The 19,565-nt window shown below is 69.1% G+C and carries 1 protein-coding gene (running past one end of the window); it reads left to right on the top strand.

Annotated elements, in window-relative coordinates; translation table 11 throughout:
- Positions 1 to 19,565, top strand: the 3' portion of a protein-coding gene (locus tag AB0G13_RS01005) for a LuxR C-terminal-related transcriptional regulator (protein ID WP_357866994.1). 19,789 nt of this gene lie to the left of the window's left edge; only the last 19,565 of its 39,354 coding nucleotides appear in the window; the start codon falls outside the window, past its left edge; the stop codon is at positions 19,563 to 19,565.

Genomic DNA, 19,565 nt, shown 5'->3' with positions numbered 1-19,565 from the left:
TACCCGGCGACGCCTACGTCAGCGGCGCCCTGGTCGACGACCTCTACCCGGCCGCCCGGCACCTCATGGGCAAAGTGCTCGGCCCGCAGGCCAACGCCGAGCTGTACCGGGGCAGCGTGGCGCTCGACGGCCTGCTGTCCCGGCTCAACGTCGACAACCACCTCTCCGAAGGGCTGGGCGACGGCGGATACCTGCTCGGCTCGCACCTGTTCGTCCCCGGCTCGTCCAACAACCGGCTCGCCATGCGGATGTACGTCAAGCTGCACTCGCTGGACATCATCAGCGAGCTCGCCACCACCGGCACCGGCCGGTACGCCAAGTTCGCGTTCACCACCTCGGCCACCCAGTCGCGCAACCGGTGGCGGCCCAACGTCGACGCGGAGATGTCCTACGGCGCGCCGATCGGGAAGACGAACATCGGCCCGCAGGAGGACACGACGGCCGGCGGCGGGATCTCCACCGGCGCGAACCGGACCGCGCCGGCCAGCCACAGCGCCACCTTCGACGACACCAAGCGGCTCGAGAACCACCTCAAGATGCAGGGGAAGACGTACCTGGTCCGGCTCCGCTTCCAGGGGCGTTTCGTCGCGGTCCCGCACCAGCACAGCGCGTTCCACCGCGACGCCGGACTGGCACCGATCGGACCGGAGCGGTTCGAGGCCGACGACGCCCCCGGCACCGGTTGGATGAGCGGCGACGGGTTCTACGAGATGTTCGCCGACGAGGTACACGAACTCCAGCGCGCGCTCGCCGAACGGTACGACTGGAAGGCGAACAACCCGGCCGCCTGGCCCGCACCGGCGGCCGACGCCCCCACGATCGGCCTGGAGGGTCTGCTGGAACGGGCGACCCCGGCGGGCATGGCCGCCGCCCCGGTGGCCGGCCGGGTCATCGACGCCGGCACCTTCGACCCCCAACAGGCGCCCCAGCACGTGGCCCTGCTGATCCGTGACCAGATCGGCAACCACTACGACCTGGTCAGCCCGCTCCGGCTTACCGCCAGCGCCGCCGAGCAGACCCGCCGCCGGTACGAGGTGACCCTGGACTGGGCGGTGGGCCACCTCCAGCGGCTCAACGCCACGCAGCAGGCCGCCGCCGACCTCGCCGAGCTGACCGCCTGGAAGAACCGGGTCGGCAAGCTCGCGGTCGGTGCCGTGCTGCCCGCCACCGACGTGCGGCAGTTCGCCGAGCGGATCCCCCAGATCGTCGAGCGGGTGCAGGCGGTGCAGCCGCCCGGCTCCGCGCCGATCACCCCACCGGAGGAGGTGCAACTGCTCGGCCAGGACCCGCGCACCGTGGCCCGGGTGGTGGCGTTCGAGCTGAAGACCCACCTCGACCTGACCGTCACCGACGACCAGGGCGCGGCCAGCCGGTACCGGATCGACCCGCAGGGCTGGATCGTCGAGCTGCGGGAGGGCCCGGACGGCACGTTCGCCCCGGTCACGGCCCCCGAGGTGATCTTCGACCTGGACCGTGACCTGAAGCTGCGGGCCGACGCGGCCGGGGTCCGCCTGCGACGGCAGATGGCCCTCTACCACGAGCTGCTGGGCCGCACCCCGGTGCAGATGGACGCCGCTGCGGAGCTGGGTCCGGAGCTGGAGACGCACATCCGGCAGGCCCGCGCCGACGCCGACGACCGGGCCCGTGAGTGGATCACCGAGGGACTGCCCGTCGGACCCGCGAACCCCCTTGCCGTCCACGCCGCCCGGCACGACACCGACACCGCCCAGACCCGGGCCGGTCAGGCGCGGCGGCTGCTGGCCCCTGTCCTGCCGCCGGGATGGACCACCACCGGGCCGCTGCCGCTGCCGCAGGCGCCGGCCACGCTGCGCCCCGGCACCCGACTGTGGATCTCTCGCCCCCAGGGTGCCGCCGCGGCACGTGTCGACGCCGACGGCACGTACCGGCTCTACGACCCGTTCGCCCTCGGGACGGCCGAGCGGACCCTCGACGCCCAGCAGTTCCAGGACGTACTCGCCGGGGCGCAGGCCATCACCCTGGTCGAGCCCGACGTGCTGACGAGCTGGCTGCTCCACGACGGCAACTGGGCGGCGTCCCGGAAGTTCGCGGAAGCCAACCTCCCGGCGCTGCGCGCCGACCCGACCGCGGCACGGCTGACGCAGGACCAGCAGCAGGCCCGGCCGGCGTCACCCTCGACCGCACCGGCCCAGCCCGACGCGACCCGGCCCGGGACGACCCCGGCACCTGCCGGCGATCCGGTCCTCGACCGGCACCGTGCCCTGCTCGACGCCATCCGGGCCGGACAACTGACCGCCGCGTACGACTACCTCGCCGCCGCCGACGCGACGGCCCGGCACCGAGTGCTCGCCGACGCGGTGGCCGCGGTGACACCGACCGACCCGACGGCTCCGCCCGACCCGGCCGCCCCGGCCGGGCTGCGGGCGCTGGCCGACCTCGTCGACGCCGACCCCCGGGTGACCCGGCCCAGGCCGGAGCCGGAGGCCGTCTCCGACGCCGGCATCCTGCGGGCCGTGGCCGACATCCTCGACCCGGCCGTCGGCGCACTGGACACCTTCCGGGCCATCGCCTCCGCCGCGTGGACCATCAACCCCCCGCAGAACTGGCCGGACACCCTGCAAACCCTGACCGAGCTGCCCACGGCAGCCGGCCGGGACGCGGCGACGCTACGCGACGCGCTCGACGTCGTCGAACGGATGCGCTACCACGGCGTCGCCGGACTGCTCGACGGCCTGACCCCGGACGAGGCCAGCCGGGTCGCCGCCGAGGTGACCGCGTCCGGGACGACCGCGACCGGCCTGGCCCACGCGTGGCGGGACGTCTCCACCCTCGCCGACCTGATCCCGGCGCTGCCCTCACCAGCTGACACCTGGGCCGGGACGGCGGACACCCCACTGCCGCCGCCTGACGTCGTGCACCATCCGATGCCCCCGGTCACCGACGCTCTCGACGAGTGGCTCGCCGTCGGCAACTGGGACGACTCCCGTACCTTCCTCGACGACCACCGGGCGGACCTGCTCTCCGACCGGACGCACAGCGCGCTTCAGATCCGCCGGGCGGGACTGCCCCACGACGTCGACCTCGCCGCCCGCGACGCGCTGCTCACCCTGGCCCGCTACGGCCACCTCGACGACGGATACCGGTACCTGCTCGGCCCCACCCCACCGGCGTCGGCAGCGGCCGGGACCCCGACCCCGCTGCCGGGAGCGCCGACCGGGCGGCAGGAGCTGCTGACCAACCTGCTGGCCCGGCCGGATCTGGCCGACCCGGCCGCCGTGTCCGCCCTCGGCTACCTGGCGGCCACCCTCGACGGCCCGGTCGACGCCGTCGACGCGCAGATCCTGCACCTCACCGCCGACGCGCTCGCCGGCCTGACCGTTGCCGATGACGCCGTCACCACACTGGTGCGCAACGCCCGCGACACCCTCTCCGCCCCGCAGCGGCAACAGTGGGCCGAGACGATCCGCCACCTCGGTGACAACGCCACCGGCACCCGTGGGCCGGCACTGCGTCACCTCGCCGACCGGCTGTTCATCACGGCACCGGATCCCGATCCGGCCCCGGACGCTTCGGACGCCGAGGTGGCCCGGGTGCGGCAGGTGACGCGGGAGCGCCTCCAGCAGGCCACCCAGGAACTCCAGCGCACCGTCGACGACCTCGACCAGGCCCGCCGGGACGAACGGGTCGCGCAGGGTGCCCGGGAGGCCGCGGAGGCGTCGCTCGACGCCGCCAGGACCGCCGTCACCACCGCCGAGGGTGAACGTGCCCGCCTCGAGGAGAACATCGACCACCTCAACCGTGCGATGCGGGAACTCGACGCGGAGGTGACCCGGCGACAAGAACAGGAGTCAACGGCCCGGCAGGCGGTCGACGACCTCGCCACCAGCCAGGACGAGCCACGGCGGGCCGCCGCCCAGGCATCGCTCGACCAGGCGCGGCGGGAACTGGACGCGGCCCGGACGGCGCTGGAGAAGGCCACCGGCGACCTCCGGGACGCCGGACAGCACCTCGACCGGGTCCGCTCGCAGCTGCCGGACCTGCGCCGACAGGTCGAGACCGCGAGCGAGGAGTTCCGGGCCCGCGACGTCTCGGCGCAGGCGCACACCGCCACGGTACGGATGCTCGACGAGGCCAGGACCGCCCGCGAGGCCGCCCGGGACGCCGCACAACATCAATTCGACGCGATGGCGTTGCCGGTCCCGCCGGTCCCGCGCGGCACCCCGGTCGTGGACGTGGACGGGGCGTTGGCCGACATCGCCCGCTCCGGCCACGGCCGGTCCGTCGTCCCGGAACTGGAACGCGCGGTACGCACCCGGCACGGCGGCACGGTCCCGGCGCGCGTGCTGCTGAGCACCGACCCGGCCCGGCAGGCCGACAACGCCGCGACCGCCCCGGCGGACGAGACCGCCGTACACGAACTGGACCGGGTACAACTGGCCCGGGACCTCGCCGCGAGCCTGACGATCCCGGTCGAACTGCGGGTCGTCGGCGGCACCCGCGCCGAGTCGCCGTACCTCGCCCACCCGGGTGGAGAGGTGGTGCGGCTGGACGTCACCGGCCGTCCGGAGACCCTCGACGACGCCGTGCGGCGGCTGCCGCAGCGCGTCCAGGACGACCTCGCCGCCCACCGGGGCCGGCCCGACGTGAACTCCCGGCTGGAGATCCTGCACGAGGCGGAGATCGAGTCGCGGCACGACTTCGCCACGGCGGTGACCGGCCTGGTGGAGAACCTGAACCGACACCAGGGGTACCTGGCCCACCGGTGGGTCACCCAGGCCGTCCCGCCGGTCGACACCGCCGGCCTACAAGCATTGACCGACGGCCTGGACACCACGGCCTGGCCGGAGCCCACCAGCACCCCGCCGGCCGGGCCGGTGGAGAACGGCCGCCCCGACGCCGTGGCCGCCGCCTGGCTGGCGTACACCCCGCAGTACCGCGCCGACATGCTCGCCGACATGCTGGACGCCGTCCCCGGGCTCGGGTTCACCGTGAGCCGACCGACCCGTGAACTGCCGGCCGACCAACGCCCGGGTGCCCGGGTGCTGGCCGTGGCCGGGTCCACGGCCGCCGCCGGGGTGGTCCTGCCCACCACGCAACTGCACTGGTACGAACCCGCCCGCAACCAGATCCACACCGGCAGCATGCAGATGCTCGGCACCTGGGCCAAGGGCCGGGCCGGCGAGGACGCCGGACCGGACGGCATCTGGTACATCGTTCTGACACCGAACGGGACCGACCGCCCCCGTGACCCGTCGGCCCTCGCGCACCACGTGGACGTGGCAGCGCGGACCACGTCGACGTCGACCCCGCCGGTCGAGCCGGACCCTTCGGCGGGCGTGGCCGGTGCGGTACGCGGTGACGTGTCGCTGCCGGGGGGCGCGGCGATCGGTACTGACATGTCGTTGGCGGGCGGAGATCTGGCCGGCGTGGCCGCATCCACGGAAGCCGCGTCGAGCGCGGCAGAAGCCGCCACGACACGGGGCTCGGTGGGGGCGATCGAGATTGATGCGGAGTGGTGGCGGCGGAAGCCTGGCGTGGACGCGTTTGATGTCAGCCCGGGTGGGGTGCGGCGGCTGCCTGAGAGTGGTGAGCGGATCGCGGCGCGGTTTGCGCTGGTTCCGGGGGATGAGTGGGTTATTCAGCGGCGGCTGTATGCGGTGGGTCAGCCGGACGCGGTGGAGCAGGTGAAGCGGGACACTCTGGCGGGTGTTGCGGCGTTGAACGAGAGGCCGTCGGTGTTGCCGGAGGTCGGCAAGCCGTTGCGGTGGGAAGTACAGTTCGTGGACGATCGGGCCCTGGCCCATCAGGAGATATCGGTCGGAGACCCGGGTAGCGGGACCGATCAGCGTCGTTGGGCGGCGGGTGAAGAGCCTGGGGCGTACGTCCATGAGGTCGTGCACGGGGCGGGTGTGCGTGACAGGGACGATTCGTCGCTGATGGGTCGGCATAAGCATGGTACTGATTGGCGTTTATCCGAGGCTGATCTGCAGGACATTGTGGACGTTCTCAAGCCTCATTACGCGGGTGTGGTGGGCAGTGATGGTCCTGCGGTGCGGCCGTTGGGTGCGGCCAGCGCGGCGCAGGGCCTGGCCGCTGTGCAGGAGTTTTGGGACAAGGGCTTCGACGTGCCGCCAAGGTTCCCAAGCCAGGACCCGGCCGATGCCGGTGGGCCGGCTGGTGGTGCCGTCGATTCCGTCGCCCGGTCCTTGGGCGATGGCATGGGTGAGGTCGGGTCCGAGACATCGTCCGTTGTGTCGGTGAATCGGCCGGAGACGCCTGCGCCGGTGACGCCGCCTGCGCCTGCGCCGCCTGTGCCGGTGACGCCGCCTGTGCCTCGATCGCCGGAGGAGGTGTTTTCTGAGCTTGTTGATTTGAAGTCGGAGTTGGAGGCTCTTGATTTCCAGATTAGTCGTGGTGGGAACGGGGTGGAGGGGCTTGAGGCTGCTCGTAATGAGGTGCGGGTAGCGTTTGAAGAAAGTCTGAATCGGTTGTTGGGTGATGCGGAGTGGGCGCCGCGGGTTCATCACTGGCGTGGGGGTGGGTTCGATCCGGCGGTGCGGGCGAGCGTGGATGGCCTTCGTCAGGAGTTGAAAGAGGAGGCTGGTGGCTCGCTCGTTGGGCTGTTGGACGATTCTTGGCTTGCCACGGTGGTCCAGATGGAGGCGGGCAGGGGCGCGTCGAATCGTCTTGGTGCGTTCTTGCCGTTGGTTCGTGAGTATGTGGATGGTGGGGTAGAGACGGTTACCGCTGATCATGTAGCGGTGCTTGACGGCTATGTGGATCGGCTGAACGCGGCGAAGCGGTCGGTGGATCGCGACGGGCTGTTGTGGGCGGCGGGTTTCCGCACTCTCGGCAGGGTGTTGGGGCCGGTGAGGTCCGTGGACGGCCGGGCGGCCGGTGCGGACACCGGCCCAGAGGCTGGCTCTGCGGCGGGGGTGAAGACTCCTGATCAGTTTATTGACGAGTATTTGTCGGGGTTGCGGAGTCCGGTGGGGGCGGGGTGGCGCCCGGACGGCACGGGCCCGGCCACTTTCCGTGATCACGTGAAGACGCTGCGCGGGGTGTCCCTGCGTACGGATGGGGACGGGCGTCTGGAGCCGGGAACGCTGGCGGTGGTGCGGGAGTGGGCGGAGGGGCTGCAGCACGAGTCCACACCGGGCGGCGCCGCTTACACGGCGGACTCGGTGGCGCGGCTGTCCGGTGGTCTGGCCGATCCGGACACGGTGGCGCAGTGGTGGCGTGATGTCTCGTCGCGTCCCGCGCTGTCGTCGGAGCTGGCGGGGTGGCGGCCGGATGGTACGGGCCCGGCTACGTACCGGGATCTGTTGCAGCAGTCCGAGGACCTGCCGGCGGGGGTGTCTCTGGATGATGGGATGGCGGATCCGACGGTGCGGGCGTTGGTGAAGCCGTGGGTGCAGGGGTTGCACCCTGCCGGTAGTCATTCCGAGACGCCTGAGACGGTGGCGCAGTGGTCTGGTGGCCTGGTGGATCCGGTCACGGTCGGGATGTGGTGGCGGGAGGCGCCGTCGTCGTACGTGCCGTGGACGGAGCGCGCGTTGGAGGTGCGATGGCTGGCGCGGCAGGCGGGGTTGACCGTCACGGGTCCGGATGACGCGCGGGTTCTGGACACGGTGGTGCAGCTGGCGCACCGGCAGTATCGGAAGGATTTCCGGGGTGCGCGGCCGTTGGGGCCGTTGGGTGTGCCTGCTTTGCGTCGTGTGGTCGAGGTGAAGCTGGGAATTGACGGTTCGGCGTCGTTGTCGATGGACGTGTTGCGGTTGGTGGCGGACAAGTCGGGGGCGCGGCGCAAGTGGGAGCAGTCGCACGCGTTCCAGGCGTGGGCGCGTCGTCAGGTTCAGCGTTCGTTCGGTAAGTCGGAGTTCGTTGGTGGTGGTGCGCGTTGGCATTGGTTGGATGGTGGTTATCGGCAGGTGGTGACGCTGTTCCAGCGTAGGGCGGAGAAGTGGGAGGGGATGGCGGATTCGCCGGCGGAGCGGCGGAAGGAGCAGTCGCGGGTCCGGGGATTGTTGGATATCACCGATTCTGGTCGGAAGGTTCCTGGCGGGCAGATCGAAAAATTGGTGCGGGTGCGCCGTAAGTATTTCGCGGACTATCGGAACCGGTGGTTCACGGAGGATACGGGGTTCGCTGATTACCGGTGGATGACGCAGCAGTTTTTGAATGACACCCGGACGGATGCCGGGAACATTGAGCGGTTGGCGGCGATGTTGGCGGCTCCGTCGCCGGAGGTGGTGGGGTGGCGGCCGTCTGCTGATGGTAGGGGGCCCACCAATTTCCGTGATTTCCTGAACAGTCAGCGGCTTCCGTCCTGGGTGTCCCTGCGTCGGGATGAGAACGGGCGTTTGGGGCCGGAGGCGGAAGCATATGTGCGGCCCTGGGTGGAGGGGCTGCGGGGCGAGGTGGCCCTCGACGGCTATCTGCACGACGCGGCGACGGTGGCGGCGCTGTCCGGGGGCCTGGTCGATGCGGTGACGGCCCGGAGGTGGTGGCGGGAATCGAGCGCGAGGACCGGTGCGCCGGTCAGGACTGAGTTGGAGCCTGCGCCGTCGTCGCAGTCGGCGCCGGCGCCGCTGGTCGTGGAGGGCTCGCGGCCCGTGTCGTTGGCGGAGTCGGATGGGTGGCGGCCTGCGACGCCGTTGGCATCGGACGAGCGGAGGCGGGAGTCTGAGGCGCCGGCTCCTGAGGCTGACACGTCGGTCAAGGCTCGGGTAAAGGCTCAGGTGGAGGCGGGTTTCCGGGCGGCCGAGGCCGCGGCGGGTACGGTCGCCAACGCGGTCGGGGGCGCGGCCGGTTCTGCCGCCCAGGCCGTCAGTGGCCCGGCGGGTTCGGCTGCCCGGGCTGTCGGGGGCGCGGCGGGTTCGGCTGCCCGGGTGGTCGGTGGTGCGGCGGGTTCTGTCGCCCGGTTGGTCGGGGGCAGGGCGGCTGTCGCCGCTTACAAGGCGACCCGGGACAGGTTGCACTACGAGCGCACGTTGATTGAGTTGGCGACGGCGGGTTGGAAGTCGCCGGCTGATCATCAGGGGGCGGCGTCGTATCGGCCGTCGTTGCCTGGTCACACGGCGGAGGAGATCGCCGAACGCAGTCAGTTGATCACGTCGTTCCACAATGTGCTGGATATTTCGTCGTTCGTGCCGGATGTGGCGGGCTGGTTGAATCGGATCACGCCGGCGTCGAAGGGTTCGATCAATGCCGGCGTGGTGGAGCAGAAGCTGAAGTCGTCGTTGGGGAAGGCGTTCGATGAGGGGATCGCGCTCGAGACGGCTGATGGTTCGTTTGATGTCCGGTTGTGGCCGGTGCCGGTGGGTAAACCGGTCAGCGGTGCGGGGAACTGGGTCAAGCGGGGTAAAGACGGGAGCACTCTTGCGGCGGGCAAGGCGGAGTTGCGTTGGTTCGCCTACAAGGAGGCGGGTGGCTCTCGGTTTGACGGGAGTTTGTTCTTTGGTGAGTTCTTGGGGAGTTATCAGGCCGGCGCGGGGGTGAAGGGCGAGGTCGGAGGGCACGCGTTGCACTCACGTCAGTGGGGTCCCCGGTCGTTCGTGTCCAACAATCCGGCGCGGTACCAGTTCCTGCGGATGAAGGAGGACGGTGGCCGGGTTGGGGTGGATGTGGCGTGGGTGGCCCGGGTGCAGGACCGTGCGACCGGCAAGTGGCGGGACTTCACGTTCACCACCGCCGAGGGGGATGTCCGCCGCGACACGTTGCCGTATCTGGTGGCGCAGGCGTTGCTGCCGCATGACGAGACGCTGCGGAACAATGGCGGGCCGGACCCGACGACCACTGGACCGAATGCCCATACGCATCTGGTGGACCCGGACTACCTGGTGCCCAAGCCAATCAGCCGTCGTTCCGAGTTTCCGCTGGAGAAGCTTGACTTCGCTATTACCAGGTTGGATCTGGTCGCGCGGGTGATGACAGTGCTGCGTCAGCAGTTGTCGCCGGACGATTTCGCCTTCTGGGGGCCGGTCGTAGAGGGCAAACTCAACAACACTGATCTCGCGCTCAAGTTGGACAAGCTCCGGTACTCGGGCGACGACATTCAGCGGATGTTCCGCATCAACGAGGTGCGTGGTGACCGCAGCCTGAATCTCACGTTGACCGATGCTCAGATCACCTCGCTGATCAAGCGCAGCGAGGTCGACATGAGTAACGAGCTGCGATTCGACGACATTCGGGGAAATATCGCCCGTAGCATGGCCGGCGCGGACCGGCAGCGGCGGGCCGGTGGTGGGTTTTTCGGCCAAATCAAGATACCCCGCGGTCCTCGCCTCGGCTTCGGGATACGTCATCGGGAGCATCGAGGCCAAGAGGCGGGCCGTAATCACCGGGCTCTGATCACGTCCTCGAAACGGCTCGGTGGCCTGCTGCAGGCCGTCGGTTTCGATCTCGCCCCGAAGCTCAACGTGGAGGCGACCAACAACGGTGAGGTCACGTCCAGGATCAACAACGTGTCGGTGGACGGCGGTTCCGCCGACGCATTGCTGGCCGCCGTTGACGTGTACAACCTGCGCCGCGCCGATGGGGAGCGGTTGTTCGTTCCCAACCCGAAACTGATCGAGCGCATGCAGGCCGAGGTGGCGAAGCCTGACGCGGGTAGCGAGAAGAAGAGGATCCTCAGCCAGCGGATGGTCGCGTTGCTGGACGCCATGGGCGCGCCCGCGCCGAGCATCGCGGACGGGGTGGTGGAACCAGCGAAGGATCGAAGCCGCCAGCAGTGGTGGCGTCCCGGCGCCGGCCTCGGCATGGATCACGTCGAAAAGATCGAAGGTAACCGGGCGATCTACAACACGGTCGTCCCGCGCCTGGTGGACTTGGGTTACCTGCCGGCAGCCGCGCGGGGAGCCGAGGGGCAGACCCCGCTCCAAGCGTTGGCGGAGGTGGCTGGCCCTACCGGCGCCGGCATCAACAAACCGGACCAGGCCCACAAGAACTGGGTCCGGTTGGTGGACGAGTTGGCCGACGACAATTTGCTGTCGCGTCGCGTCGACCTGTTCGGTGCGGGTAAGAGCCGGCCCGGTGTGACTATCGAGCTGCCGCATCCGGATGCGCCCACAGACCCCAGCCGGACCCTGCTCGGCGGTCTGTCCGCCGTCGTGACCGACAGCAGGTTCACGGAGATGACGCCGTACGAAATCCAGGTCGCGGTGACCGACATGGACATCATCTACGCGCGCAACGTCACCGGTCGTCTGACGAACCTGGACGGCGTCGGCCGGGATCCCGGGACTCCGAATCCGGTTCCTCTCAGTGCGACGGCGCGCAGAACCAAATACCCGTCGGCGAAGCAGGGCCGTAACCTTTCCAGCTATCTGACCGCCGACACCGATGGGCAGAAGTTGCCGGCGGCGCGATACAAGGCCGACCTCCGCTTCCACCTGTTCGGGCTCATCGGGAACGGCGAGGCCATGCAGTGGGGCAGCGTCAAGGGCTCGGCGGACGTACTGCAACCCGACGTCCTGGCGGACCCGCCGCCGGTCGAGGGCACGCTGCCGCCACCGCTGCCACCGCTGCCGGAGACCGACGAGACCGCCCTGCTCAGTGCACCCGCCGCCCCACCCGACGGCACGACGTCGGTGGAGGATGAGACCACGCTGGTGGTCAGTCCGCCGCAGGATGGCACGCCGCCGCCGCGGACGCCTTCTGCTCTGGCCACCGAGGGTATTCAGATCTATGCGATTGCTGACCCTACCGGCTTTGAGGAGCTGTCCGCTGCTCTGGTGGCGACAGGCCGGGTGGGGGCAGCCAATGTGTGGAAGGCCTTCACTCCGACGTTGTTCACGTCGTTGGTGTTGCGGTCTTTGTTCGGCGCGGGCACGCTGCCTGTTGGCCCGGTGACGATCGGATTTCAGACGAAATTGCTGGGCAGGCCGCGGGTCGACAAGTTCTGGTTCCCGTACAACCAGCAGGTTCAGGAGGGCCAGGACGGCGCAGAACAGGGCCGGATAGCCCTCGTCTACAACGACGTGATCGTCAGGGGCGGGCTTGGTCTCGACAGTGATGCAGCCAGTTGGCTTCCGGACCGTGATGGGTGGAACTTCGGCTTCACCGGCACCGGCCGGTTCACTTTCGGCTCCGGCCAGGAGCACTCCCGAGTGGACACGCTCGGCAACTATCGAGCCGGATACCAGGACAATAAGTTCGTGTGGATCCGCTCCGAAGTGGAGTTCACGATCCCGGTGCCGGGTGGGCCCCCGGTCGTCCACAACGGTGAGGCCTTCGTCAATGTGCGGATCACCGACGTGCAGCAGCACCGGGCGAAGTTCGACGACCCGTACAATCTTGTTCCTGGCGGTGAGCCCGCGGCCTCGTCGGCGCCGTTGTGGAGCATGTCGCCGCTGCCGCCGGCCAGCCTGACGGACAACCACAGTTTCTCCACGATGTGGATCGGGCAGCACACCAGCGCGGACAGCGCGTTCGGTCACGGCCCGCTGATCGCCGACCTGACCGCGAAAGCGACACAGCTCGGCGGTGACGATCTGGCCAACAAGGTCGCATCGCTGCCCACCTGGACGGAAGCGAGTGTGGCGCAGCTTCGAGACGGCGGTAAGGGATGGCCGTTCGAAAGCGGTGACCGCCGCTTCTTCCTGCTGATTCAGGCCCGGCCGATCGGGAGGGCGGAAAACCCGCAGGACGGCCCTACGGGTTTGAAGGTCTACCGACGCGACAACGAGGCGAACCTGAAGGTCCGCCGACAGATAGACGGGTTTGGCTACACCGCCGCGGTCGCCGCCGGCGGTCAAGGCGTCGTGCCCGACGAGGTGCTCGTCCGCGGGGGATACTCCTACGGCAAATACCAGCGCAACGACACCATCGACGGCGTGGGCGGGAACGAGCTCCGGATGGAAGGAGCCCGACTCAACAAGACCGCCCAATTCGACCAGGACGTCGCCTTCCAATACACCATCGAGGAAATCAAGTCCGAGCGTGGAGGCACCTTCGGGGCGTTGCGCGGCGTCGAGGCGGTCTCCGGCGAGGTCGTGGAGAACAAAGTGGTGGCCGTGCCGCTGGAAGTACTGCGGCTGCGAAACCAGTCACCCGTCGGCCTCAACATCCCGCTGACCACCCGCCCACTGGACATGTGGGACCGGGTCGCCGGCGCCTACGGCGTCAGAGCGATCTTCGACGCGGTGGACTCGACCGGCCTGCTGACCAAGCAGCACGCCTACCACGTCCACCCGTCCGCCACCCAACTCACCAACGACAAACTGGCCAAGAACACCGGCGCGATGATGACCGAGCACGGAAAGCGGTTCACATCCCTGGTCGCGGGAAACTCCGCCTACGACAACGTCGACATCACGATCCGCGCTGAACTCAACCCGAGCCTGCAGATCTCCACCGTCTCAAAAGCGGAGCTGGAGAAATACGACCACGAAACCGTCCTGATGCAGCAGGCGAACCAGGCGATCCAACGGAAAACCCACACCCTCACCGGCGGCGCTGGCATCCCCGCCGACCCCTTCATGGTCACCCGCGGCAACATCGACGCCACCGGCGCCTATGCGGAAGTCGGGATCACCCGCACCGACGTCACCCCCTCCACCGAGGTCCGTAACTGGAACCGGGGAGACAACCAGGTCTACCTGATCTACGCCCCCGTCACCTACCACATCACCGTCCGCAAGGGCGACAGAACAGAAACCGTCACCGCGTACGGCGCGACCGAAATCACCACCACCAAAGACAACGCCCTGAAGTTCGGCATCCCCGAGACCGTCCTCACCGACGCGGACAACCACGCCACCCTCCTCCGCGAACTCACCGACCCCGCACCCAAAGTCCGCGACCGCGCCGACGACCGCGCCCGGAAATGGATCACCCAGGGCCTGCCCGGCGAACCCACCACCGCCCCCACGATCGCCCGCCACGACACCGACACCGCACAGGCACGAGCTGGCCGGACCCGGCGACTGCTCGCCCCCACCCTGCCTTCCGGATGGACCACCACCGGGCCACTGACCCAGCGCCCACCCACCCTGCGACCCGGCACCCGGTTGTGGATCGCCCGACCGGTCGGCGCCGCCGCGGCACGCATCGACACCGACGGCACCTACTGGCTCCTGGACCCACTCACCCCCGGCCCGACCGAACGCTCCCTCACCACCGCACAGTTCCACGACGTCCTCGACCGCGCCCACGCCATCACCCAGATCGAACCCGACGTACTCACCAGCTGGCTCATGTACCACGACAACTGGGCCGCCGCACAACAATTCACGCAGGACAATCTCGCCGCGCTGCAGGCCGACACCACCGCGGCGCAACTCGCCACCCGGTCCAGCTCGACCGACCCGGCGGCCCCGCTTCACCGGGCCCTACTCGACACCATCCGCACCGGCCAACACACCACCGCCTACCAATACCTCCAATCCCCCGACCCGGCAGCCCGCCACGACGTGATCACCCAGGCCGTCACCGCCGTCGACCCCGTCGACCCGGCCGCCCCCGCGGGCCTGCGCGCACTGGCGGACCTCATCGCCGCCGACCCGGGCGCCACACCACAGGCGGACCCGCACGCCACCACCGACTCCACCGTCCTGCGCGCCGTGGCCGCCGTCCTCGACCCCGCCACCACCGCGCTGGACACCTACCGGGCCATCGCCTCCACCTGGCACACCGACCACCGCCACAACTGGCACCCCACCCTGCACACCCTCGCCAGCCGGCTGAGCGACACCACAGCCCGCGACATGGGCACCCTCGCCGACGACATCAACGCCCGCATCGACCGCCGCCACGTCAAGGAACTGCTCGACAAGCTCACTGCCGAACAGACCGAAGACCTCAACACCGCGGTCACCGCCTCCACCGCCGCCTCCGCCGCCGACCTCGCCCGCGCCTGGCAGGACATCACCACCCCCGACGGACTCATCCCCGCACTACCCAAACCCGCCGGCTCCTGGGCCGGCACCGTCACCACCACAACCACCCCACCCCCAGCCGAGCCCCCGCGCGCACACGTCATCCAGCACCCCACACCACCCGCCCCCGACACCCTCGACCAGTGGCTGACCATCACCGACCCGACCGAATCCCACCGCTACTTCGACACCCACCAACACGACCTCCTCACCGACGACACCTACCGGCGACTCCGCACCCGAGAAACCCCCAGCACACCCCACCACGCCCTACTCACCCTCGCCCAATACGGCCGCATCCACGACGCCTACGAATACCTCCACGCCGACACCCCCGACGCCGACACCCCCACCACCGGCGCGCCCACCAACCGGCAACAACACCTCCGCGACCTGCTCACCCGCCCCGACCTCGCAGACAAGACCGCCGTCAAAGCCCTCGCCCACCTCGCCGACCACCACCCCGCCCCCACCACCGACGCCGACGCCGACGCCGTCATCCTCCACCTCACCGCCGGCATCCTCGACGACCAACCTGTCAACATCGACCTCGCCGCGCTCACCGACGCCCGCCACAACCTCACCCGCGAACAACGCGAACACTGGGCAGACACCCTCAACACCCTCGCCACCAACACCACCCCCACCCACCAAACCGCCCTCCACACCCTCGCCAACCACATCCGCCCCACGATCGAGATCGACGCGGAGCTGTGGCGGCCGAAGCCTGGCGTGAATCCGTTCGATGGCATGGGTGGGACGGGGCGGCTGTTCGGTGAGTTGATCGCGGTGCGGTACGAAATGGTTCCGGGTCCGGATTCGTGGACTATTCGGCGGCGGTTGTATGTGGAGGGCCAGCCGGACGCGGTGAAGCAGGTGCAGCGGGACACTCAGGCGGGTGTCGACGCGTTGAACGAGAACCCGCCGACGTTGCCGGAGGTCGGCAAGCCGCTGCTGTGGGAAGTGCAATTCGTGGACGATCGCGATCTGGCCCATCAGGAGATCACGGTCGGTAATCCGGGTAGCGGGACTGATCAGCGCCATTGGGCCGCCGGTGAGAAGCCCACGGTGTATGTCCATGAAGTGGTGCACGGGGCGGGTGTTCCTGACAAAAAGAATGCGTCCCTGATGGGCACGCATAAGCATGACATTGTCCTGAGTCTGTCTGAGAAGGATCTGCAGGACATCGTGGATGTTCTCAAGCCTCACTATGCAGGTGTGGTAGGCAGCGATGGTCCTGCGGAACGGCCGCAGGGCGCGGCCAGCGCGGCCCAGGGCCCGGCCTCCGCGCAAAAGGTTTGGGAAGATGGTCACGCCGTGCCACCAGGATTCCCCGGTTACGAGTCGGACGATGCCGGTGAGTTGGATCGGTTTTTGACGGTGCCGTGGGAAGCTCTGGATTTCTCGACCCCCAGGTTGCCGTCGGAGGGTCCGGGACCGGACGAGCCTGGTGGGTCGGCCGGGGTCGTGCCGGCATGGCAGGACCCAGTGGACCTTCCGAGCGACGGTGAGGAGACTGTGGACCCCGGTTCACAGCAACCCCCGCCCAGCCCCGGTGAGTGGGATCAATTGACGGTGCGGTGGGAAGCTCTGGATTTCTCGACCCCCAGGTTGCGGTCGGAGGGTCCGGGACCGGACGAGCCTGGTGGGTCGGCCGGGGTCGTGCCGGCATGGCAGGACCCAGTGGACCTTCCGAGCGACGGTGAGGAGACTGTGGACCCCGGTTCACAGCAACCCCCGCCCAGCCCCGGTGAGTGGGATCAATTGACGGTGCGGTGGGAAGCTCTGGATTTCTCGACCCCCAGGTTGCGGTCGGAGGGTCCGGGACCGGACGAGCCTGGTGGGTCGGCCGGGGTCGTGCCGGCATGGCAGGACCCAGTGGACCTTCCGAGCGACGGTGAGATGACTGTGGACCCGGGTTCACAGCAACCCCCGCCCGGCGCCGCAGGCCCGGGTGCGATCCACCCGCCGGATCCGACCCGTGCGGCGGCTTCCGGGGGGGCAGCTGTCGGTGATGGTGCTGGGGCTCGTGTCGTGGGACCGGACCAGTCGGCGCCGGCGGTGAACCCGACGGTGAAGGAGATCGAAGCGCTGGTCAACGCGGCGGCGGGTAAAACGGATGCCGACCTCGCGAGGTCGCTCGGGCTAGGTTCGAAGGCAGTGTCGAAACGCGTTCACCAGGCGATGAGGAAGCTGGGCGTGAAGAGTCGGCTGGAGGCTGTGGAGGAGGCCCGCCGGCGCGGGCTGCTGCCTGCCGACATCGCTGTGCAGGGGTGGGCCGGTGTGGTGGCTTCCGGGGGGTCAGCTGGCAGTGCTGTGCTGACGCAGAGGGAGACCGAAGTGCTGTCCTACGCGGCGTTGGGGTGGAAGAATCCCGCCATCGGGGCGAAGGTCGGGCTATCGGCGCGAACCGTGGAAACCCACCTGGGCGTGGCGGCGCGTAAGCTGGGCGTGCGCCGTCATCGGATGGATGCCGTGGCCGTTGCCCGCCGTGCCGGACTGCTGCGTGCCGACATCGTCGGGCAGGGCTCGGCCAGCGGGGTGCGCCTGACGCCGCAGGAAATCGAGAACCCCAGTCCACAGCAATCCCTGCCCGACGCCGCGGGCACGGTTGGGATCGATTCGCTGGATCCGGCCAGTGCGGCGGCTTCCCGGGACGGTGGCCTGCAGCTTCCGGAGTACCTGGCTTTCGGTGACGGTGCCGGTCATGGTCAGCCAGAAGTGGCCCTTGGCGGCCAGGCGTGGTCGCCGTCGTCGGAGGGGCGGGAAACCTCGGCCCCGGGTGACATCGAGATGACCGACAACCCCGGTCCACAGCGATCCTCGTCTGGCGCTGCGGGAACGGGTGAGATCGATTCGTTGGGCCGGGCTGGTGCGATGGCTTCTGAGGTGTCAGCTGTCCGTGCTGGTGCTGGTGCTGGTGCTGGTGCTGGTGCTGGGTTGGGCCCGTCCACGGCGGCGGAGTTTTGGGAACGTGGTTACGACGTGCCGCCAGGGTTCCCCGGCTACCAGTCGGCGGATACCGGTGAGTCGGGTGGTGACGCCGTCGAGCCCGCACCGCAGGTGCCGCCGGTGGTGGGGGTGCAGCCGGTGCCGTCGGTGGGGGTGCCGGTTGATCGTTCGCCGTTGTCGGCGCTGCTGGACGACCCCGACAATCCCGGCCACTACATGCCCGCCACGATTACTCGGCAGGACGTGGTTGGCTTCCGGCCCGTCAAGGACGGTCCCAATCTCCGTGCGTGGTTGGCGGGCAGGCAACTCCCAGACGGGATTGAACTGCCCGACGAGGGGCAGACGGCTTCGGAGGAGTTGAGGGAGTGGGTGAACGACTGGGCCCGGTCGCTGCAGGGGTCCGACCCCGACGGCCGCCCCTACAGCGTGGAGTCGGTGGCCTCATGGTCTGGTGGCCTCATCGACGCCTCTGGGGTCCGAACGTTGTCGAAGCCGGGTTCTGTCCAGCTGACCCCGGAGCTGGAGCAGTTGCTGGATCAGATGGTCGCGTTCGAGCCCGGTGACAATGACGCCACGAACCTGAAGGATTTCCTGGCGACGATCGAGATTCCAGACTGGATATCTCTGGAAAGGAGACGTAACGCACTAACCGAACCGATGTCGTACTTGGTGAAAGAGTGGGCCCGAAGGACGAAGGTCCACCTCGGCTCCCGTCCGGTGATGATAGCCAAGCTTTCCGGCGGCCTCATCAGCCGCCAAGGGGTCCAAAACGCTTGGAACGCGGACCCGGGCGGGTCGCAGCCGAGTTCTGGCCAGCTACCCGAGGGGCTCGGGGCACCGGACGGGGTCCAGCCGCGGTTTCCCTTCAGGCCGCGTGCCAGCGCGAGCGGGGCGGCTGTGGTGGGGCGCGTGAGCCAGAGGCCGGGTGCCGGACAGCTCCCAGCCGGCGCCATCACTCGAGAAGACGTGGTTGGCTTCCGGCCCGGCACGGACGGTCGCAACCTTCGTGAGTGGTTGGCGGGCAGGCTCCCAGACGGGGTTCTGCCCCGCGTGTGGGAAACGGCTTCGGGGGAGTTGAGAGACTGGGTGAACGACTGGACCCGGTCGCTGAAGGGACAGTCCGACCCCCACGGCCACCCCTACAGCAATGCATCGGTGGCGTTTTGGTCCGGCAACCTCACCAGCCACGCCGAGGTCGGGAGGTTGTGGCAAAAGATGCCGCAGGTGGACGTGGGTGGGTCGAAGTCGGGTTCTGTCCAGCTGACCCCGGAGCTGAAGCAGTTGCTGGATCAGATGGTCGCCTTCAAGCCCGGTGACAATGACGCCATGAACCTGAAGGATTTCCTGGCGACGATCGAGATTCCAGACTGGATATCTCTGGAAAGGAAAGCCAACGCACTGAGCGGTCCGATGTCGTACCTGATGAAAGAGTGGGCCCGAACGAAAAAGGACCTTAAGCAAGCCGACGTAGCCACACTGTCCGGCGGTCTCATCAGCCAGTCGGGGGTCTCCAGTGCGTGGAGGGAGGACGCGAGCGGGTCACAGGCGCGTTCTGGCCAGCTACCCGGGGCGTCGCCGGAGGAGCGGGAGGCCTCGTCGTCGGGCGACATCGAGATGACCGACAACCCCGACCCACAGCAACCCTCGCCGGGCGCTCCGGGCCCGGGTGGGATCGACGCGGCGGATCCGGCCGATGTGGCGGCTTTCCGCCCTCTCCTGGACTACCTGGCTTCCGGTGAGGATGGCCGGGCGTAG

Origin of the sequence: Micromonospora sp. NPDC023633 (assembly GCF_040640035.1) — a bacterium.
Classification (GTDB): domain Bacteria; phylum Actinomycetota; class Actinomycetes; order Mycobacteriales; family Micromonosporaceae; genus Micromonospora.
This window is presented reverse-complemented; position numbering and strand designations above follow the sequence as displayed.